This window comes from Scandinavium goeteborgense (assembly GCF_003935895.2).
Classification (GTDB): domain Bacteria; phylum Pseudomonadota; class Gammaproteobacteria; order Enterobacterales; family Enterobacteriaceae; genus Scandinavium; species Scandinavium goeteborgense.
Genome location: NZ_CP054058.1, coordinates 1073969 through 1095031, shown reverse-complemented (window position 1 = coordinate 1095031; position 21063 = coordinate 1073969). Strand labels below are relative to the sequence as shown.

General features: G+C 55.1%; 18 protein-coding genes and 1 pseudogene. 4 read left to right on the top strand and 15 right to left on the bottom strand.

The genetic code is table 11. From position 1 onward, the window contains the following. Positions 1 to 488 precede the first annotated feature (488 nt). Positions 489 to 4376: a phosphoribosylformylglycinamidine synthase gene (gene purL / locus A8O29_RS06055; RefSeq protein WP_125355253.1), complete on the bottom strand. Its 3888-nt coding sequence runs from the start codon at positions 4374 to 4376 to the stop codon at positions 489 to 491. A 241-nt stretch (positions 4377 to 4617) separates the two neighbouring features. Here purL and mltF point away from each other — a divergent pair. Then, positions 4618 to 6076, top strand: a pseudogene (mltF, locus tag A8O29_RS06050) (membrane-bound lytic murein transglycosylase MltF); the annotation flags it as partial. 93 nt (positions 6077 to 6169) lie between these two features. Here mltF and tadA read toward each other — a convergent pair. Beyond that, positions 6170 to 6676: a tRNA adenosine(34) deaminase TadA gene (tadA, locus tag A8O29_RS06045; protein ID WP_125355255.1), complete on the bottom strand. Its 507-nt coding sequence runs from the start codon at positions 6674 to 6676 to the stop codon at positions 6170 to 6172. 53 nt (positions 6677 to 6729) lie between these two features. Beyond that, positions 6730 to 7365 carry a phosphatidylglycerophosphatase C gene (yfhb, locus tag A8O29_RS06040; RefSeq protein WP_125355256.1) on the bottom strand — a complete coding sequence of 212 codons (636 nt, stop codon included), beginning with the start codon at positions 7363 to 7365 and terminating at the stop codon, positions 6730 to 6732. Between the two features lie 258 nt (positions 7366 to 7623). Here yfhb and A8O29_RS06035 point away from each other — a divergent pair, with 258 nt between their 5' ends. Together A8O29_RS06035 and A8O29_RS06030 are read left to right on the top strand one after the other, a co-directional pair. Beyond that, positions 7624 to 8472, top strand: coding sequence for a MurR/RpiR family transcriptional regulator (locus tag A8O29_RS06035; protein WP_125355257.1), 849 nt, complete (start codon positions 7624 to 7626; stop codon positions 8470 to 8472). 56 nt (positions 8473 to 8528) lie between these two features. Further along, positions 8529 to 8789: a YfhL family 4Fe-4S dicluster ferredoxin gene (locus tag A8O29_RS06030; RefSeq protein WP_125355258.1), complete on the top strand. Its 261-nt coding sequence runs from the start codon at positions 8529 to 8531 to the stop codon at positions 8787 to 8789. On the opposite strand, the gene acpS is transcribed toward A8O29_RS06030, so the two are convergent. The 11 genes from acpS to rpoE all read right to left on the bottom strand — a co-directional run bounded on the left by acpS (position 8786) and on the right by rpoE (position 18252). Then, positions 8786 to 9166, bottom strand: a complete 381-nt coding sequence (gene acpS, locus A8O29_RS06025; RefSeq protein WP_110508861.1) for a holo-ACP synthase — start codon at positions 9164 to 9166, stop codon at positions 8786 to 8788. The two genes, A8O29_RS06030 and acpS, sit on opposite strands and share 4 nt — an antisense overlap. Next, entirely contained in the window at positions 9166 to 9897 is a 732-nt protein-coding gene (gene pdxJ, locus A8O29_RS06020) for a pyridoxine 5'-phosphate synthase (RefSeq protein ID WP_110508859.1), read from the bottom strand. Before pdxJ ends, acpS begins: the two co-directional genes overlap by 1 nt. A 26-nt stretch (positions 9898 to 9923) precedes the next feature. Beyond that, positions 9924 to 10640 carry a DNA repair protein RecO gene (recO, locus tag A8O29_RS06015; protein ID WP_125355259.1) on the bottom strand — a complete coding sequence of 239 codons (717 nt, stop codon included), beginning with the start codon at positions 10638 to 10640 and terminating at the stop codon, positions 9924 to 9926. A gap of 133 nt (positions 10641 to 10773) precedes the next feature. Continuing rightward, positions 10774 to 11679, bottom strand: coding sequence for a GTPase Era (gene era / locus A8O29_RS06010; RefSeq protein ID WP_110508855.1), 906 nt, complete (start codon positions 11677 to 11679; stop codon positions 10774 to 10776). Beyond that, positions 11676 to 12356 carry a ribonuclease III gene (gene rnc, locus A8O29_RS06005; RefSeq protein WP_110508853.1) on the bottom strand — a complete coding sequence of 227 codons (681 nt, stop codon included), beginning with the start codon at positions 12354 to 12356 and terminating at the stop codon, positions 11676 to 11678. The genes era and rnc overlap by 4 nt, the downstream gene beginning before the upstream one ends. A 223-nt stretch (positions 12357 to 12579) precedes the next feature. Continuing rightward, complete coding sequence (lepB, locus tag A8O29_RS06000) at positions 12580 to 13554, bottom strand: signal peptidase I (protein ID WP_125355260.1); 975 nt, start codon at positions 13552 to 13554, stop codon at positions 12580 to 12582. Between the two features lie 17 nt (positions 13555 to 13571). Beyond that, on the bottom strand, positions 13572 to 15371 hold the full coding sequence (gene lepA / locus A8O29_RS05995; RefSeq protein ID WP_110508849.1) for a translation elongation factor 4: 1800 nt from the start codon (positions 15369 to 15371) through the stop codon (positions 13572 to 13574). Between the two features lie 185 nt (positions 15372 to 15556). Next, the gene (rseC, locus tag A8O29_RS05990) at positions 15557 to 16036 is read right to left on the bottom strand and encodes a SoxR-reducing system protein RseC (RefSeq protein ID WP_125355261.1); all 480 of its coding nucleotides are present in this window, start codon (positions 16034 to 16036) and stop codon (positions 15557 to 15559) included. After that, entirely contained in the window at positions 16033 to 16986 is a 954-nt protein-coding gene (rseB, locus tag A8O29_RS05985) for a sigma-E factor regulatory protein RseB (protein ID WP_125355262.1), read from the bottom strand. Before rseB ends, rseC begins: the two co-directional genes overlap by 4 nt. Next, positions 16986 to 17645, bottom strand: a complete 660-nt coding sequence (rseA, locus tag A8O29_RS05980; protein ID WP_125355263.1) for an anti-sigma-E factor RseA — start codon at positions 17643 to 17645, stop codon at positions 16986 to 16988. Before rseA ends, rseB begins: the two co-directional genes overlap by 1 nt. Before the next feature lie 31 nt (positions 17646 to 17676). Then, on the bottom strand, positions 17677 to 18252 hold the full coding sequence (gene rpoE, locus A8O29_RS05975; RefSeq protein WP_110508841.1) for an RNA polymerase sigma factor RpoE: 576 nt from the start codon (positions 18250 to 18252) through the stop codon (positions 17677 to 17679). A gap of 423 nt (positions 18253 to 18675) precedes the next feature. Here rpoE and nadB point away from each other — a divergent pair, with 423 nt between their 5' ends. Beyond that, on the top strand, positions 18676 to 20295 hold the full coding sequence (gene nadB / locus A8O29_RS05970; protein WP_125355264.1) for an L-aspartate oxidase: 1620 nt from the start codon (positions 18676 to 18678) through the stop codon (positions 20293 to 20295). On the opposite strand, the gene trmN is transcribed toward nadB, so the two are convergent. After that, entirely contained in the window at positions 20280 to 21017 is a 738-nt protein-coding gene (gene trmN, locus A8O29_RS05965; protein ID WP_125355268.1) for a tRNA(1)(Val) (adenine(37)-N(6))-methyltransferase TrmN, read from the bottom strand. The genes nadB and trmN overlap by 16 nt on opposite strands. Between the last annotated feature and the right edge of the window lie 46 nt (positions 21018 to 21063).

The window sequence follows — 21063 nt, the reverse complement described above, 5'->3', positions numbered from 1 at the left end:
TACAACAACGCCGGGCTAAACCCGGCGTTGTTATTGAATAAGGCGGTGCCTAACTCCACGTTTCGCCCGATGATTGATATAGCCAGGCTGATATCAGATGTTGGACGGCAGGCACCTGTTTGTGCGTCATTCGAGGTTTATGTAGCGCGTCCCGAAGGGGCTGACATAAGAAGGTGAATGAGCCACTGAGCAGTATTATGCAGTAACCGTGCCATAACGCAAAATTTATATTTAAACACCTGATATTCATCAAGATTATAGGTTAAGACGATACCCCCTGGTCAGCGTGCTTTTCAACCAGAGTGTCTCCAATAGACGACATTATTATCCGGATAAAAAATAAACCATCAATATCAATAAGATAAATGTCTCTAATTGGCGACAGCGAAACGGGGCCTTGTCGTCTTTTCCAGACACTCTTTTCATTCTGCGTCACAAATAAAAAAAGCCTTCCGTTATCGGGAAGGCTTTTTAGACGTGGGAGGTAATTAACCCAACTGCTTACGCGCATTGCGGAAAATGCGCATCCACGGGCTGTCTTCGCCCCAGTTTTCCGGATGCCATGAGTTCGCCACGGTACGGAATACGCGCTCGGGGTGGGGCATCATCAGGGTGACGCGCCCGCTTTCGCTGGTGACGGCGGTGATCCCGTTCGGGGAACCGTTCGGGTTTGCCGGATAATTCTGCGTCACGTTGCCGGCGTGGTCGACAAACCGCAGCGCCACCAGGCCTTTGCTTTCCAGCTGCGCCAGATGCGCGTCGTCACGGACTTCAACGCGGCCTTCGCCGTGAGAAACGGCGATAGGCATCTGCGAACCGACCATGCCCTGCAACAGCAGAGATGGGCTCTGCGTTACTTCGACCAGGCTGAAACGCGCTTCAAAGCGGTCAGAGTGGTTACGCACAAAGCGCGGCCACAGGCTGCTGCCTGGGATCAGGTCACGCAGGTTCGACATCATCTGACAGCCGTTACACACGCCCAGCGCCAGGGTTTGTGGCCGATGGAAGAAGGTTTCGAACTCATCACGCACGCGGTCGTTGAACAGAATCGACTTCGCCCAGCCTTCACCTGCGCCCAATACGTCGCCGTAAGAGAAGCCGCCGCAGGCCACCAGCGCCTGGAAATCATCCAGACCGGTACGACCAGCCAGCAGATCGCTCATGTGAACGTCGATAGCATCGAAGCCCGCCCGGTGGAACGCCGCCGCCATTTCGACGTGGGAGTTCACGCCCTGCTCACGCAGGACCGCCACTTTCGGACGTGCGCCGGTGGCAATGTACGGAGCCGCGACGTCTTCGTTGATGTCGAAACTGAGCTTCACATTCAGGCCCGGATCGTTGTCGTTGCGCTTGGCCTCGTGCTCCTGATCGGCGCACTCCGGGTTATCGCGCAGACGCTGCATCTGCCAGGTGGTTTCTGCCCACCACATACGCAGCGTGGTACGGCTTTCGCTGTAAACCGGATGACCGTCGGCGGTGATGACGAAACGATCGCCTTCGGTCGCTTTACCGAGCACATGAACGCAATCGGCCAGGCCGTGTGCGGCAAAGATGCTTTCGACCTGAGCGCGGTCTTCAGCACGAATCTGAATCACGCCGCCGAGCTCTTCGTTAAACAGTGCCGCCAGTTTGTCTTCACCCAACGCGGCGATATCGACATCAACGCCGCAGTGGCCGGTGAAGGCCATTTCCGCGAGCGTCACCAGCAGGCCGCCGTCAGAGCGGTCATGCCAGGCCAGCAGTTTGCGTTCTGCCACCAGCACCTGCATTGCATCCCAGAAGCCTTTCAGCTGCTCGGTGCTGCGAAGGTCGGCGGTTTTGTCGCCGAGCTGGCGATAAACCTGCGCCAGCGCCGTAGCGCCGAGCGCGTTGTGGCCTTTGCCGAGATCGATAAGCAGCAAGGCGTTATCTTCGGTAGAAAGCTGCGGGGTGACGGTCCGACGCACATCTTCCACGCGAGCAAAGGCGGTGATCACCAGCGACAGCGGGGACGTCATTTCGCGCTGTTCGCTGCCTTCCTGCCAGCGGGTTTTCATCGACATAGAGTCTTTACCGACCGGTATGGTCAGACCCAGCGCCGGACACAGCTCTTCGCCAACTGCTTTCACCGCCGCGTACAAGCCCGCGTCTTCACCCGGGTGCCCTGCCGCTGCCATCCAGTTAGCGGAAAGCTTGATGCGTTTTAGGTCGCCGACCTGCGTGCCGACAATGTTGGTCAGCGCTTCACCGACGGCCAGACGGGCAGACGCGGCGAAATCGAGCAGTGCAACCGGCGCGCGTTCACCCATCGCCATCGCTTCGCCGTAGTAGCTGTCGAGACTGGCGGTAGTCACCGCGCAGTTTGCGACCGGAACCTGCCATGGGCCGACCATCTGGTCACGCGCCACCATACCGGTTACCGAACGGTCGCCGATGGTAACGAGGAACGTTTTCTCGGCCACCGTCGGCAAATGCAGCACGCGGTTGACCGCGTCTTCAAGAGTGATGCCCTGGCGGTCCAGCGCTTCGCCATGAGCGTTCTGCGTTGTTACATCGCGGGTCATTTTCGGCGTTTTGCCGAGCAGCACATCCAGTGGCAAATCAATTGGCTGGTTGTCGAAATGGGTGTCGCTCAGACTAAGGTGCATCTCTTCGGTGGCTTCACCAATCACCGCATACGGCGCGCGCTCGCGGCGGCACAGCTCGTCAAACAGCGGCAGCTGTTCTGGGGCGACGGCGAGCACGTAGCGCTCCTGGGATTCGTTACACCAGATTTCCAGTGGGCTCATGCCCGGCTCGTCGCTGAGAATATCGCGCAGGTTAAAGCGCCCGCCACGATTACCGTCACTCACCAGCTCCGGCATGGCATTGGACAAACCGCCCGCGCCGACGTCGTGGATAAACAGAATCGGGTTCGCTTCGCCCATCTGCCAGCAGCGGTCGATCACTTCCTGACAGCGGCGTTCCATTTCCGGGTTGTCGCGCTGTACGGAGGCAAAATCCAGGTCCGCGTCAGACTGGCCGGACGCCATGGAAGAGGCTGCCCCGCCACCAAGGCCGATATTCATCGCCGGGCCGCCGAGGACCACCAGCTTCGCGCCGACGGTGATCTCGCCTTTCTGCACGTGATCGGCGCGAATGTTGCCGATCCCACCCGCCAGCATGATCGGCTTGTGATAGCCGCGCAGCTCTTCGCCGTTGTGGCTGTTCACTTTCTCTTCGTAGGTACGGAAGTAGCCGTTCAGCGCCGGGCGACCAAATTCGTTATTGAACGCAGCGCCGCCCAGCGGGCCGTCGGTCATGATATCCAGCGCCGTGACGATGCGGTCTGGTTTACCGAAATCTTCTTCCCACGGCTGTTCAAAGCCCGGGATGCGCAGGTTGGATACGGAGAAACCACCCAGTCCGGCTTTTGGCTTCGCGCCGCGCCCGGTGGCGCCTTCATCGCGAATTTCACCGCCGGACCCTGTCGCCGCGCCCGGCCATGGAGAGATAGCCGTCGGGTGGTTGTGGGTTTCGACCTTCATCAGGATGTGGGTTGGTTCCTGGTGGAAGTCATAACGCAGGGCGTCACGGTCGGCATAGAAACGACCGACGTCCGAACCTTCCATTACCGCGGCGTTGTCTTTATAAGCAGACAGCACGTGATCCGGGGTTTTCTCGAAGGTATTTTTGATCATCTTGAACAGCGATTTCGGCTGCACTTCACCGTCGATAACCCAATCGGCGTTGAAAATTTTGTGTCGGCAGTGCTCAGAGTTGGCCTGCGCAAACATGTACAGTTCGATATCGTTCGGGTTACGGTTCAGGGTGGTGAACGCGTCAAACAGATAGTCGATTTCATCTTCCGCCAGCGCCAGACCGAGACGCTGGTTCGCTTCTTCCAACGCCTGACGTCCCTGACCCAGCATGTCCACGCTGGATACCGGGGTCGGTTGGTGATGGGCAAACAGGTTTTCCGCATCCTGCAGCGCACCAAATACGGTTTCCATCATGCGGTCATGCAATTCTGCCGCAACCTGGCTCCACTGAGCGTCGCTCAGGGTTGAGGCTTCAACGTAGTACGCAACGCCGCGCTCGAGGCGGACGATGGTGTCCAAGCCGCAGTTATGGGCGATGTCGGTTGCTTTTGAAGACCAGGGGGAGATGGTGCCAGGGCGGGGGGTGACGAGCAGTAATTTTCCAGCGGGCGTATGGCTGCTGAGGCTTGGGCCATACTGCAGCAACTGTGCCAGTCGGTCATGTTCCTGTTCTGAAAGCGGGGCGTTCAGTTCGGCGAAATGCACGTACTCGGCGTAAATGTTGCTGACCGGAAGGTTGGCTGCCTGAAAACGTGCCAGCAGTTTGGTAATACGAAATGCAGACAGTGCAGGCGAACCACGCAGAATTTCCATCATAAGTCTCTCGTCTTCTGGGTTTCAGTGTGCGCAATGGCGGAAAACGGGCGCCATTATAGTGGATCTGAAGCAGCGACGTAACCGTTTGCGTCAAAATAAAATTGCCGCTGCGTTTTACCTCCCGATGCGGTGAAACGCATGAATGGGTTGCCAACTGCCGCATTGTTAAGCAAAATGCCGCTCATTCTGAAGTGCCCCTAAACTTTAACATGGTAACTATTGCCTGAGATCGATCTCTTCACAGAGAATTAACTAATTGAAAAAATTAAAGATTAATTATCTGTTTATTGGCATTGTCACCCTGCTACTGGCAGCGGCGCTATGGCCCTCTATTCCCTGGTTCAGTAAACCAGAGAATCGCATCGCCGCAATCCAGGCGCGCGGTGAGCTGCGCGTCAGTACCCTCGTTTCTCCCCTGACGTTCGCCAGCATTAACGAAAAAGATTACGGCCTCGACTACGAACTGGCTCAGCAGTTTGCCAATTATCTTGGCGTTAAGCTCAAAATCACCGTTCGCCAGAACATCAGCCAGCTGTTTGATGACCTCGACCACGATGATGCCGATATGCTGGCCGCCGGGCTGGTGTACAACAGCGAGCGCACCAAAAACTATCAGGCTGGCCCAGCGTACTACTCGGTTTCCCAGCAGCTGGTTTACCGCAAAGGCAGCTTCCGCCCGCGAACGCTGGATAATATCACCGCCCAGCAATTAACCATTGCCCCGGGCCACGTGGCGATCACCGATTTACAGGCTCTGAAGGCAAAAAAGTACCCGAACCTCAACTGGACCGTGGATGATAAGCGCGGCAGCGTTGAGCTGATGGACGATATTATCGATGGCAAGCTCGATTACACCATTGCCGATTCGGTGGCGATCAGCCTGTTCCAGCGCGTTCACCCGGAACTGGCGGTGGCACTGGATATCAGCGATGAACAGCCCGTCACCTGGTTTAGCCTGAAAGACCGCGATAACACGCTGCCTGCGGCGATGCTCGATTTCTTCAACAACATTAATGAAGACGGCACTCTGGCGCGCCTCGAGGAGAAGTATCTCGGCCACGGTGGCGACTTCGACTATTTCGATACCCGCACCTTCCTGCGCGCGGTCGATAACCTGCTGCCCGATTATGAGCCGCTGTTCCAAAAATACGCCGAGGAAATTGACTGGCGTCTGCTGGCGGCGATTGCCTGGCAGGAATCCCACTGGGACCCGTTGGCGACCTCTCCGACCGGCGTGCGCGGCATGATGATGCTTACAAAAAACACCGCGCAAAGCCTGGGCCTGACCGACCGAACCGATGCTGAACAGAGCATCAGCGGCGGGATGCGTTATTTGCAGGACATGATGGATAAGGTGCCGGATACGGTGCCTAAAGAGGAACGGATTTGGTTTGCGCTGGCGGCGTATAACATGGGGTACGCGCATATGCTCGATGCCCGGGCGTTAACCACGAAGCAAAAAGGCAATCCGGACAGCTGGGCCGATGTGAAGCAGCGCCTGCCGCTTCTTAGCCAGAAGCCTTACTACACGCGTCTGACCTACGGTTACGCGCGCGGGCATGAAGCCTACGCTTACGTGGAGAACATCCGTAAGTATCAGATAAGCCTGGTCGGCTATTTGCTGGAAAAAGAGAAGAAAGCGGCGCAGGACATGGAGTACGCGCAGGACTATCCGGCGGTCAGGCCCAATGAGTTAAACCATACCAGTCTGGGCGTGCTGCCATTTATCTCGCTGCATCCTGATGAACGCAGCGGTCAGATAGAAGTGAAACACCCCAACAATCTGATCGATTTTACGCGTCGTTAGATTGCGCAGCGCGCTTGAGGGATTTTTTCTGCTCACGACGATGGCGGAAGAAATCACTCAGCATGGATGAACAGTCGTCCGCCAGCACCCCTTCGGTTATCTCTACCCGATGATTCATACCCGGATGATGCAGCACGTCAATCAATGAGCCCGCCGCCCCGGTTTTGGCATCCCGCGCACCAAACACCAGCTGTCCGATGCGGCTGTGTACCATCGCCCCGGCGCACATCACACACGGCTCGAGGGTCACGTACAGGGTGGTGTCTATCAGACGGTAGTTTTGCAGCACCATTCCACCCTGTCGCAGCGCCATGATTTCCGCGTGCGCCGTCGGGTCGTGACGCCCAATCGGCCGGTTCCAGCCTTCGCCAATCACCTGATTCTGATAAACCAGGACCGCCCCGACCGGCACCTCCCCTTCTTCCCAGGCGCGCTGGGCCAGAGTCAGCGCATGACGCATCCAGTGTTCGTGGTTCAGTTCGATATCAGACAAAGCGACTACTCCGGGTTTACAAACGGGGCGCATTATACACAGCGCAGCGGTTTTTACTCCAGCTGTTGGAGATTACCCTGCGGTGTCACCCGCCAACGGTGCTGGCAGAAATAGAGCAACGGGTTGTCCTGTTTGCTGTCGCTGTAGCCGCTGTACAGGCGCAGCGGCGTGCCGATTTTCTGTTCGAGCTGCGCCACCTTTTCATGGCCTAAACAGCGCAGCGTCAGCACCCAGCCGCCGTAGCGTCGCTCGGTCATGCTGGCGATGAGATTCACCCGTGGCAGCCACGGCGTGTCGACATACACCTGCTCTACCAGCGATTTAGGCGAACCGGTTATCAGCCAGACGTCGGCATCTGAGCTGGTCAGATATTCCGTGAGGCGCTGATGCACCACCGGGAAGGCCGTCACATGCCCGCGGAACCATTGGACAAATTTCGCTTCAATGGCCTTCAGGCGCGCTTCGCTGTGCCCAAACGTTGCGGCCCACAGTAGCAGGCTCATCGGCCAACGCGCTGCCCGCCCTTTCACCAGCAGCGCGACGCCAATCACCGGCAATACCGGCAGAACCAATAGCACATTGAATGGGTTATGCCGCAGCAGATACCGTAAAAAGCTGCCAAACATATCCTGCTGATGCAGCGTACCATCCAGGTCAAAAAACACTACCCGACGCAAATTGCTTACCAAACTGTTCTCCTTAAATAGGTGAGCGCGTATCAGTTATTCCTGTCAATTAGCCTAACAGCCAGAACCTCACATTTCCAAAAACGATGCGTAATGCGTCTTTCCCTTGGGAGGGAGACAGCGTATCCTTTTGATTAAAATAATGAATCGGTTAAGGACGCAGCACGATTATTCCGTAATGAGCCGTGCGAGCATCACAATCCCCTATAATCAAAGACAAAATTCTGACAGGCGGCCGTTGTCCGGCCCTCTGGAGAGCCAATGAACTGTTTGATTCGTATTCGCCAGCGTTATTCTGGGCTCGCGCAAAGTGACAAAAAACTGGCGGATTTCATCCTGGCGCAGCCGGACGAGGCGCGCTATCTCAGCTCGCAGCAGCTGGCCAGCGTGGCGGGTGTCAGCCAGTCGAGCGTGGTGAAGTTCGCCCAGAAACTGGGTTTTAAGGGGTTTCCGGCTCTGAAACTTGCGCTGAGCGAAGCGCTGGCCAGTAACCCCAATCCGCAGTCGATGCCGGTACATAATCAAATTCGCGGCGACGATCCGCTGCGTCTGGTGGGTGAGAAACTCATCAAAGACAATATCTCGGCGATGCATGCGTCGCTGGACGTAAACACCGAAGAGAAGCTGCGGGAAAGCATTGATTTGCTACGTAACGCCCGGCGAATCGTGCTGACCGGGATCGGCGCTTCGGGCCTGGTGGCGCAAAACTTCAGCTGGAAGTTAATGAAGATTGGCTTTAACGCCGTTGCCGAGCAGGATATGCACGCGTTACTGGCTACGGTACAGGCGATGACCTCCGACGATTTGCTACTGGCGATTTCCTATTCCGGTGAACGGCGGGAGATAAACCTCGCGGCGGACGAAACGCTGCGTGTGGGTGGGAAAATTCTGGCGATTACCGGTTTTTCACCGAACGCGTTACAGCAGCGGGCGAGCCATTGTCTCTATACCATCGCGGAAGAACTCGCGACACGCAGCGCGGCAATTTCCTCCACCAGCGCGCAAATGATGCTGACCGATTTACTGTTTATGGGACTGGTTCAGCAGGATCTGGAACACGCACCGGACAGAATTCGGCACAGCGAGGCGTTGGTGAAAAAGCTGGTTTGAGCAAGGAATGAGCGTATAATGCCCGCCCTGTTTGTGTTGTTTCTGAGAATTTCTGTATGGCGCTGTTAATTACCAAAAAATGCATCAATTGCGATATGTGCGAACCGGAATGCCCTAATGAGGCAATTTCGATGGGCGCCAGCATTTATGAGATTAACAGCGATCGCTGTACGGAGTGTGTCGGTCATTACGAAACGCCGACCTGCCAGAAAGTGTGCCCTATCCCCAACACCATCATCGTCAATCCTGAGCACATCGAAAGCGAAGAGCAGCTGTGGGATAAGTTCGTCCAGCTGCATCACGCGGATAAAATCTAACTCTCCATTATCACCGTGGCACAGGCGTAATGACGTTCGTCCGCCAGGGTGACGTGAATGTGCGTCACGCCCAGCTCAGCGGCGAGTTCGCTAGCCGCGCCCCAGAGTCGCAGCTTCGGTTTGCCCAGTTCATCGTTGTAAACTTCAAACTGCTCAAACGCCAGTCCGTTCCGGATCCCAGTGCCGAGCGCTTTTGACGCCGCCTCTTTCACCGCGAACCGCTTGGCGAGAAAGCGCACCGGCTGCTGATGCGTTTCCCAGATTTTCCATTCACCTTCGCTGAGCACCCGTCGCGCAAGGCGATCGCCGCTGCGGGCGATCACCGCTTCGATACGGGTAATTTCAACGATATCGGTGCCGATACCGACGATGGCCATTAGCGACGCGCTTCCTGCATCAGACGCTTCATTTCTGAAACCGCCTCTTTCAAGCCGCTCATTACCGCCCGACCAATAATCGCATGACCGATATTCAGCTCGTGCATTTCCGGTAGCGCGGCAATGGCCTGGACGTTGTGATAGGTCAGACCGTGCCCGGCATTCACTTTCAGACCAAGACTCGCGGCGTAGGTCGCCGCGCTGGCGATACGTTCGAGCTCTTTTGCCTGCTGCGCTTCACTTTCCGCATCGGCGTAGCAGCCGGTGTGAATTTCAATGTATGGCGCGCCCACGTCAGCAGCGGCTTTAATTTGTGCGCGGTCAGCGTCGATAAACAGTGACACCAGGATCCCGGCATCCGCCAGGCGTTTGCAGGCATCGCGCATTTTGTCGAGCTGTCCGGCAACGTCCAGCCCACCTTCGGTGGTGACTTCCTGACGCTTTTCTGGCACCAGGCAGCAGAAATGTGGTTTGGTTTCACAGGCAATCGTCAGCATTTCTTCGGTGACGGCCATTTCGAGGTTCATGCGGGTGTCGAGGGTCTGGCGCAGAATACGCACGTCGCGGTCGGTGATGTGCCGACGGTCTTCACGCAGATGCACCGTGATGCCATCAGCTCCCGCCTGTTCGGCGATAAACGCCGCCTGAACCGGGTCCGGATACGCGGTGCCGCGTGCGTTGCGCAGCGTGGCGATATGGTCAATGTTGACGCCTAACAGTAATTCAGCCATGACAATCCTCGTTTTTGATTTTGGTTCTACGGTTCCTGACGCTTTGGCACAAACTGTCGGAACAGTTCGCGGCTCTTGAGCGGCTTTCCTCCCAGATACGGCTTGAGCGCCATACGGGTGAAGCGCTTCGCCGCCCGCAATGCATCCACATCGGGGAATTCACGGTTGGCGAGAGCCTTCAAATGGTGCCCGGTAAACGTGTTGTTATCAATCACTACGCTTGCGATAAAGCCTTTTTCTTCACGATAACGGTAGGTCATGGTGTCTTCCACCGGCTCACCGCTGCCCGCACAGTGGAGGAAATCCACGCCATATCCAAGATGCGCCAGCAACGCCAGCTCAAAGCGGCGAAGCACAGGCTCCGGAGTACCGGTCACGCCGGCCAGCGACTGAAGACAGTGCAGATAATCGAAAAAGAGTTCGGAGAAACGGGTTTCGTTTTCCAGCACGCGAGAGATCAGTTCGTTGACGTATAAACCGCTATAAAGCGCGATACCGCTGAGAGGAAGTGCGAGAGAGACAGCCTCGGCGCTGCGCAGCGTTTTGACATCACCGCGGCCACCAAAACGAACCAGCAAGGGGGTAAAGGGCTGAAGCGCACCTTTGAGATTTGAACGTTTGGAACGAGCGCCTTTAGCAACAAGGCGCACGCGGCCTGACTCTTCCGTGAAGACGTCCAGAATCAAACTGGTTTCGCTCCAGGGACGACTATGCAGAACGAATGCGCGCTGCCAGCCTTCCATTAATATACTCGTCGTCTTTCGAGCCGCAGGTGTGTTGGCTGCCCCCGTTCACCCTTGTCACTTACTTGAGTAAGCTCCAGGGGATTCACGGTGTTGCCGCCGGCCTGCAACTCGAAAGCCATAGAGTATTTCTTTATAGATCGTCAACGTAACCGAGACTGCGCAGTGCACGCTCGTCATCGGCCCAGCCAGATTTCACTTTCACCCACAGCTCAAGGTGTACAGGGGATTCGAACATCTCCTGCATATCTTTGCGAGCTTCGATTCCGATGGTTTTGATTTTGGAACCTTTGTTGCCAATCACCATCTTCTTCTGGCCTTCACGTTCCACCAGAATCAGACCGTGAATGTCATAGCCACCGCGTTCGTTCGTCTGGAAACGCTCGATTTCTACCGTGACGGAGTACGGCAGTTCGGCACCCAGGAAACGCATCAGTTTTTCACGGATGATTTCAGAAGCCATGAAACGCTGGGAACGGTCGGTAATGTAATCTTCCGGGAAGTGGTGGATCGCTTCCGGCAGATGCTTACGCACGATGCCTGCCATGGTATCGACGTTGAAGCCGGTTTCCGCAGAAATAGGCACGATATCCAGGAAGTCCATCTGCTTGCCAAGGAACTGCAGATGCGGCAGCAGGTCAGCTTTTTCCTGAACGTTATCCACTTTGTTGATCGCCAGGATAACCGGCGCACGACCGCCACGGAGCTTGTTCAGCACCATTTCGTCGTCAGCGGTCCAGCGAGTGCCTTCCACCACGAAGATGATCAGCTCAACGTCGCCGATAGAGCTGCTCGCAGCTTTGTTCATCAGACGGTTGATGGCACGCTTCTCTTCAATATGCAGACCCGGGGTATCGACGTAAATCGCCTGATAGGCCCCTTCGGTATGGATACCGACAATGCGGTGGCGCGTGGTTTGCGCTTTGCGTGAGGTAATGGATATTTTCTGCCCAAGCAGATTGTTCAGCAGCGTGGATTTGCCAACGTTGGGACGTCCAACAATGGCAATAAACCCGCAGTAACTCTTTTCGTCGCTCATTCCAGCTCCAGTTTTTTCAGCGCCTGTTCGGCGGCAGCCTGCTCCGCCTTGCGGCGACTGGAACCCGTGCCAACTACCGGTTCACTCAGGCCGCTGACCTGGCAGTGGATAGTAAATTCCTGATCGTGGGCTTCGCCACGCACCTGCACAACCAGATAGGATGGCAGTGGCAAGTGACGACCCTGTAAATATTCCTGTAAACGTGTTTTCGGATCTTTTTGCTTATCACCTGGGCTGATTTCATCCAGGCGGGTTTGATACCAGCTCAGGATCAGCCTTTCGATATTTTGAATATCGCTGTCGAGGAACACGCCGCCGATCAGCGCTTCAACGGTATCAGCCAGTATAGATTCTCGGCGGAAGCCTCCGCTTTTCAGCTCACCCGGACCAAGACGCAGACACTCACCCAGTTCAAATTCGCGAGCGATTTCAGCCAGCGTATTACCGCGCACAAGCGTGGCACGCATACGGCTCATATCACCTTCGTCGACGCGCGGAAAACGGTGATACAGCGCGTTGGCGATGACGTAACTTAAAATGGAGTCACCCAGGAATTCGAGACGCTCATTATGCTTACTGCTCGCGCTTCGATGGGTTAATGCCTGTTGCAACAGATCCTGATGTTGAAAAGTGTAGCCCAGCTTCCGTTGAAGCCGATTAATTACGATGGGGTTCATGCGTTACCAAATAGATGAATGCGTCAATAATGCAGCACACGAAACCGACCTGAAGAAGCCAACGCGGTTTCGTGTGCCGTGGATCCCTGATGGGTACCAACCTAAAACTTCGGGGGGACATTCTATACGCAACGCGTAGGGATGTCGTTAGCTGAGAGGTATTTATATTCGAAATAATTCATGCTGCCACAATAATCATGGCAGCATGAATACAAGTCAGAAATTAATGAATACCACCGATGCGACTTAAGCGTACGCCGGTCGGCCATTCACCTTCCTGTTTTTCGAAACTCATCCAGATACCAACCGCTTTACCGACCAGATTCGCTTCCGGGACAAAGCCCCAGTAACGGCTGTCAGCGCTGTTATCACGGTTGTCACCCATCATGAAGTAGTGTCCCGGTGGAACAACCCAGGTCGCCAGCTGCTGGCCCTGCTGTTTATAGTACATACCCAGTTGGTCCTGCGCGATTGGCACGGTCAGAATACGGTGTGTGACATCACCGAGCGTTTCTTTACGCTCGCTCAGACGCACGCCGTTGTCTTTGTTCTCACCTTTCGGCAACGGCCAGAAACCGCTGGTCGCTTCGCCGCCGTTACGACGGGCAAAGGTCTGGACGAAATCGCTTGGCTCGACGTTGGAGTACGTCACCGGCAGTGCATTACCACACGCCTGACCCGAACTGCAGTTTGGCTGAATGGTGACTTCTTTGGCGATAGGATCGTACGTCACTTTGTCACCCGGCAGGCCGACCGCACGCTTAATATAATCAAGACGCGGATCTTCCGGATATTTGAACACCACGACATCACCCCGTTTCGGATGACCGGTTTCAATTAACGTATTCTGATAAATCGGATCTTTGATTCCATAGGCGAATTTCTCCACCAGAATAAAGTCACCGATCAGCAGCGTTGGCATCATTGAGCCTGACGGGATCTGGAATGGCTCATAAATAAATGAGCGCACAATCAGCACGATAGCCAGCACCGGGAATACCGATGCGCCCGTTTCCAGCCAGCCCGGTTTCGCGCCAACTTTCTTCAACGTCTTTTTACCCAGCGTATCACCCGCTGCAACCTGTGCAGCGGCCTGACGTTCACGGCGTTTTGGTGCAAAAATAAATTTATCCAGGCACCATAAAATCCCTGTCACCAGGGTCGCAATGACCAGGATCAGGGCAAACATGTTCGCCATGCCAACTCCTTTATTGGTTATTTACCGTCTTTTCCGACATGCAGAATGGCGAGGAACGCTTCCTGTGGCAGCTCAACGTTACCAACCTGTTTCATACGTTTTTTACCGTCTTTCTGTTTCTGCAGCAGCTTTTTCTTACGGCTGACGTCGCCGCCGTAGCATTTAGCCAGAACGTTTTTACGCAGCTGTTTCACTGTTGAACGCGCAATGATGTGGTTGCCGATGGCCGCCTGGATCGCGATATCAAACTGCTGACGTGGGATCAGTTCTTTCATCTTCTCAACCAGTTCACGACCACGATACGGCGCGTTGTCGTTATGGGTGATCAGCGCCAGAGCATCAACACGATCGCCGTTGATGAGGACATCAACACGCACCATGTTGGACGCCTGGAAACGTTTGAAGTTGTAATCCAGTGACGCATAGCCACGGGAGGTAGACTTCAGACGGTCGAAGAAGTCGAGCACCACTTCAGCCATTGGGATTTCATAGGTCAGCGCAACCTGGTTACCGTGGTAAACCATGTTGGTCTGCACGCCACGCTTCTCCACGCACAGGGTCATGACGTTGCCGAGATATTCCTGCGGCAGCAGCATGTGACACTCAGCGATAGGCTCGCGCAGCTCTTCAATGTTATTCAGCGGTGGCAGCTTAGACGGGCTGTCGACGTAGATAACTTCATCGTTGGTGGTCTGCACTTCATACACTACCGTCGGAGCGGTGGTGATCAGGTCCAGATCGTATTCACGTTCCAGACGCTCCTGGATGATTTCCATGTGCAGCAGACCGAGGAAGCCACAGCGGAAGCCGAAGCCCAGCGCCGTTGAGCTTTCTGGCTCGTAGAACAGGGAAGCATCGTTGAGGCTCAGTTTGCCCAGCGCGTCACGGAAGTTCTCGTAGTCATCGGAGCTGACCGGGAACAGGCCCGCGTAAACCTGTGGTTTGACTTTCTTGAAGCCAGGCAGGGCTTTGTCAGCCGGGTTACGGGACAGCGTCAAGGTATCGCCAACCGGTGCACCCAGGATGTCTTTAATCGCACACACCAGCCAGCCCACTTCGCCGCAGTTCAGTTGGGTACGGTCAACCTGTTTAGGGGTGAAGATACCCAGGCGGTCTGCGTTGTAGACCTGGCCAGTACTCATGACTTTGACTTTGTCGCCTTTGCGCAGGGTGCCGTTTTTCACACGGATAAGCGACACAACGCCGAGGTAGTTATCAAACCAGGAGTCGATAATCAGCGCTTGCAGCGGTGCTTCCGGATCGCCCTCAGGCGCAGGAATATCGCGCACCAGACGTTCTAATACTTCAGGCACGCCCACGCCGGTTTTCGCCGAGCAGCGCACTGCGTCTGCGGCGTCGATGCCGACGATATCTTCAATTTCTTCCGCCACGCGTTCCGGATCGGCCGCTGGCAGGTCAATTTTGTTCAGGACAGGAACCACTTCCAGGTTCATTTCCATCGCGGTGTAGCAGTTGGCGAGCGTCTGTGCTTCTACGCCCTGCCCGGCGTCAACCACCAGCAGTGCGCCTTCACAGGCAGCCAAAGAACGAGAAACTTCATAGGAGAAGTCAACGTGGCCCGGGGTGTCGATGAAGTTAAGCTGGTAGGTTTCACCATCCGTCGCTTTGTAATCCAGGGTCACGCTCTGCGCTTTGATGGTGATGCCGCGTTCACGTTCCAGATCCATGGAATCAAGAACCTGCGCCGCCATTTCACGATCGGAAAGACCACCGCAAATCTGGATAATACGGTCAGACAACGTCGATTTACCGTGGTCGATGTGAGCAATGATCGAAAAGTTACGTATATTCTTCATAGTTAGAGTTAGTTATGCCTTACGAATTCCTGGAGGCCGCGGGTCTGCGCCTGACGTTTGATCGTTCGAAAACGCCGCATTCTACACTACATCTCCGTCGCCAGGAAATGCTCTTCCGGCAAGCTTAGCGGTTAGTTGTGGGGAGATCCTGCTGGAGATGTAAATAAAGATAAAAGCCAGCGTAATTACTGGCTCAGTTCAGAAGATGAGGCATCAACGCGCAGCATATTTGGCGGCAGACCGACGCTGATAATGACCGGCTGCCACGCTTCGCGAGAAGCCAGTTTTGGGGAAAGGCCGCGGGCAATCAAAAAGCCGCCCACGCCGCCTAAAACGCCACCGGCAAACGCGGCTAAATCACTGCCAAAAAGCAGCTGGAACACCGCCGCCATGACGAACAGACCCAGAAGTGGCGTCATATACACCAGCACCGCGGAGGTCAACAGGCTACCTTCGCTGATGCCAAGCTCTACTTTTTGCCCCGCCACCAGCGGCTCAACGCTGGGTACGGTAATGGTGTGTTCCGTTTGCGGCCCAAGCTTGTTAAGTACCCGGCTGCCACAGCCTGCCCGCGAGGAGCAGCTGCTACAGGAGGTTTTGACGTCACAGCTCACCTTCGCGACGCCGTCGCCCCAGGAGATAACCGTGGCCCACTCTTTAATCATGGTGCCGCCTTGAACTTGATGCTGTCCGCAACGCGTTTTGCCGTCTGCGGTGGCAGCTCACCCACAATGGTGATTTCGGAACTGTCGCGTACGGATGTACTGACCGTCCGGCGTCCGGTACGCAGCACTTGTTCACTGCTGTTAGCATTAGCGTGATTCACGTTCACCGAGAAGCTAAACAGCCCATCGGAATAAAGACGCGACTCAACCGGCGTATCAATTGTCGGCAACGTTCTACGGCTGCCGGCAACCTCAACAAACCCTTGCGGGAGCCAGCTCGGCAGCCAGTTGAATTTGACTTTATCGCCGACCGGTACAGACAGCAGCGGTGGCAGGCTCGCGGTAGAGAGCGTCTGCATATTGCTGCTCACCTGCTCGCTAACGTTAAACGCCACAACGCGGAACTGTTCGAGCGTTTCGCCGTCTCTGTCCAGCAAATCGACGCGCATCGGCAGCTTAGTTTCCGAATCCAGCCATACGATATAGCTGTAACGCGTCCCGTCACGCGCCACCACGCGGATGACCTCACACAGCCTGTCGGCAATGCGAGTGCGACCCACGGAGATGAAGTCGTAGTATGGCGCGAGGCGTTTGAAATCGGTATAGACCAGGGATGGCAGCGAATCGACGATGAAATCGCCGTTCAGCGTAAAGGGATCGAGACCGGGCTCGAAATAGCTGATTTCATTTCCGCGCTGGACGACTTCACGGCGCGGACCGTCCATCTGCAGCAGCTGCGCCAGGGCCTGATTATTCAGACGCGCGTGACGATAACGTAGTGACTCTACGCCCTGCTTATTGATGCTGACAAACGACAGCTCGTAGTTAAGAGACTGGCTGGCCAGATTCATCTGCTGCAACAACGCCCCGGACGAGACATCTGCCGAGGCGTTGGCGGAGAAGAACAGGCTACCAGCCATTAAAGACATGGCACACCAAAGTTGCTTCATTACTGCGATTGCGTTCCTAACGTTTGATATCCTGGCACCTGAACAGCAGCTTGCTGAGTCTGGGCTTGTTCAAACTGAAGCTGCTCGGAGTGCAGACGACGCTGCAATTCGTAGTCCTGAAGCATCGCGTTGATACGGCGGCGCTGTTCCTGAACTTGCTGCTGACCGGTACCCGCATTACTACTCGCGCTGGCATCGGCAGGAACACCCAAGCTGACCGGACTTGCTTTGCCCATCATCGGCAGCGTGTTAAACACTGGCGTTTCAGGCTGATCGGTCGAATTGGATTGCCCGTTATAGTGCTGAACGCCCACGATCACTGCAAGTGATACGCAAGCGGCAACGCCCATTTGGGTAAGGGAGCTGGCCAACGGACGCACTTTTTTCCAGAACGGCATATTCTGCCACTGGTGTGGTGCGGGTTGAGCTTCAGGAATAAGCGGCGTCGCCAGACGTACAGGTTCATTATCAATAGCGGCCATAACGCGAGCTGAAATATCAAAATTCAGAGTCTGCGCCGTCTCACCACGCATGGTATCGCGGATAAGATGGTAGCTCTCCCATGCTTTTTGCATTTCAGATGAACGGGTCAGCTCGTTGAGCAACTCGTTATCCAGCGTTTCACCATCCATTAAGGCGGAAAGTTTTTCTTTCTGCATGCCTAATACCTTTTCCAGTATTCCGCTATCGTCAACGCCTGATTAGCGGTTGAACTTTATTATCAATAGCTTCTCGTGCACGGAAAATGCGCGAGCGAACCGTACCCACTGGACAATCCATGATGGCGGCTATCTCTTCATAGCTCAGGCCATCCAACTCCCGTAACGTGATTGCCATGCGTAAATCTTCCGGGAGAGACTCAATGGTACGGAACACTATTTGTCTCAGTTCTTCTGACAACATTAAGTTCTCAGGGTTCGAAATTTCTTTCAGCGCACCGCCACTTTCGTAATTTTCTGCTTCAATCGCATCAACATCACTCGCTGGCGGGCGTCTCCCCTGAGCAACCAGGTAATTTTTTGCCGTGTTAACGGCGATTCGGTACAGCCATGTATAGAAAGCACTATCTCCCCGGAACGAATCCAGCGCACGATAGGCCTTTATAAAAGACTCTTGTACTACGTCAGGCACATCGCCAGACGGTACGTATCGGGAAACCAGATTTGCCACTTTATGCTGATAGCGTATCACCAGCAGGTTGAAGGCCTTCTGATCTCCCTTTTGGACCCGCTCGACAAGGACCTGATCCGTTAACTGCTCGCTCATCCGAGGTAATGTCTCCTCAAACCTTATTCCCATGCGTAATCAAAACGCCACTCCACATACTGCACTATGAGCAAGCAACAGCTTAGAGTGGGGTATTATTGTAAAGTTCAGTTACGCCTTTGCTTTTTGTGACTGCGGATAGACAGTTCATTATCACTCATTATAAGTCTACCACTGCTAAATGAAGTGTCAGGCGCACAATAAACGTCTGAAATCTGTCTGCAGAGTACCGTAATGCCACCTATTTTTCATCATAAAATCTGAAGGTAACGACCTGCTTCGCAATAATTTTCTTTGATTTACAAACTTTCTCGCCCGACGTCTCTGTTTAGCCATTACAACGACTCAGAAAAATTATCGTGCTAAAAACAGGATTCTGGTGCTACATTGCCTGAACCTTGTTTAGTAAATTAAACACAGACCATGACAACGACTCCCGATCTCTCCTGTGATGTGCTCATTGTCGGTAGCGGTGCTGCCGGTTTATCCCTTGCGCTACGCCTCGCCGAGCACAGTTCCGTCATCGTGCTCAGTAAAGGGCCTATCAGCGAAGGCTCGACGTTTTACGCCCAGGGCGGGATTGCCGCCGTGTTCGACGAAACGGACAGTATTGAATCTCATGTCGACGATACGCTGATAGCCGGTGCCGGGCTTTGCGACCGCCACGCAGTGTCGTTTGTCGCCAGCAATGCGCGTCCATGCGTCCAGTGGCTTATCGACCAGGGCGTATTGTTTGATACGGAAGTCCAGGCCAATGGCGAAGCCAGCTATCACCTGACACGCGAAGGCGGGCACAGCCATCGCCGTATTCTCCATGCCGCTGATGCCACAGGGAAAGAGGTCGAAACAACGCTTGTCGGGAAAGCGTTAAATCACCCGAATATTCAGGTGATTGAGCGCAGCAACGCCGTGGACCTGATCGTCTCCGATAAAATTGGCCTGCCCGGCACCCGTCGAGTCGTTGGCGCGTGGATCTGGAACCGTAATAAAGAAACGGTTGAAACTTGCGCGGCGAAATCCGTGGTGCTGGCGACCGGCGGTGCCTCGAAGGTGTATCAGTACACCACCAACCCGGATATTTCCTCTGGTGATGGCATTGCAATGGCCTGGCGTGCGGGATGCCGGGTGGCAAATCTCGAATTCAATCAGTTCCACCCGACCGCGCTTTACCATCCGCAGGCACGCAATTTCTTGCTGACTGAAGCCCTACGCGGTGAAGGCGCTCTGCTCAAACGTCCGGATGGCTCTCGCTTTATGCCTGACTTTGACGAACGCGAAGAGCTGGCACCGCGCGATATCGTCGCCCGCGCGATCGATCATGAAATGAAGCGTCTCGGCGCGGACTGTATGTATCTCGATATCAGCCACAAACCGGAAGCATTTGTGCGTCAGCATTTCCCGATGATCCACGAAAAACTGCTGAGCCTGGGTATCGATCTGACCAAAGAGCCGGTGCCGATCGTTCCCGCCGCGCATTACACTTGTGGCGGCGTGATGGTGGATGATTTTGGTCGGACGGACGTTGACGGCCTTTATGCCATCGGAGAAGTTAGCTACACCGGCCTGCACGGCGCCAATCGCATGGCGTCGAATTCACTGCTTGAGTGTCTGGTGTATGGCTGGTCGGCGGCAGAAGACATTAAGAAACGGATGCCATATGCCCGCGAAGTCAGTTCGCTGCCAGCCTGGGATGAAAGCCGGGTAGAGAATCCGGATGAACTGGTGGTTATTCAGCATAACTGGCACGAACTGCGGCTGTTTATGTGGGACTACGTCGGCATTGTGCGCACCACCAAACGCCTGGAGCGCGCCCTGCGTCGCATTACCTTATTGCAGCAGGAACTGGACGAGTACTATTCCCGCTTCCGTGTATCGAATAACCTGCTTGAACTGCGAAATCTGGTGCAGGTGGCGGAGCTCATCGTGCGCTGCGCCATGATGCGTAAAGAGAGCCGCGGCCTGCATTACACGCTGGATTATCCGGACTTGCTGGAAAACTCAGGGCCTTCGGTGCTCTCTCCGTTGACTCACATAAACAAATAAAACCCTTGGGTCAGCGCAGTGTAGCCTTCGGAATACTGCTGCTCTGGCCCACGGATAACCAGTCTGTCGCTGAAGCATTCGCCCGCCTGCGGCGAGAAGGCCAGCAGCACGCGATGTGGCAGACGCAGTTCGGTTTCCGCCACGTCGGTTCGCAGGCGCAGATGCCAGCCCATCGACAGCGCGCGTTCGGTGAACCCGTTACCGATATTCTCCGGCAACACCACGCAGAAAAAACCGTCTTCGGTAATAGCATTGGCGGCACAATTCAGCAGCGCCACGTGATCGAGTGTGGTGGTGTATCGTGCTTGCTCACGCTGAGGTGTAGCGCATTCTACGCCCTGCTCGTAATACGGAGGATTGCTGATAATCAGGTCATATCGGCTGTTTTCTTCCACCAGCCACTGCTGCACATCGGCGGTATGAATATGAATACGATCGGCCCACGGCGACTCGGCGACGTTTTCAGCAGCCTGTCCGGCGGCATCGGCGTCAAGTTCAACGGCATCAATCATTACCGTGTTTTCCGTGCGCTGCGCTAACATTAACGCCAGCAGTCCACTGCCTGTTCCCATATCAAGGACCCGTTTGACGCGGGCGATTGGAGCCCAGGCTCCGAGCAGGATCCCGTCGGTGCCGACCTTCATGGCGCAGCGATCGTGGGCGACAAAAAATTGCTTAAACGTAAATCCATTGCGACGAAGCACGGATGAAGACTGACTCATCATCAACAACCTTTTTCCTGATAAAATCCCCTGAGCGTCGGGTACT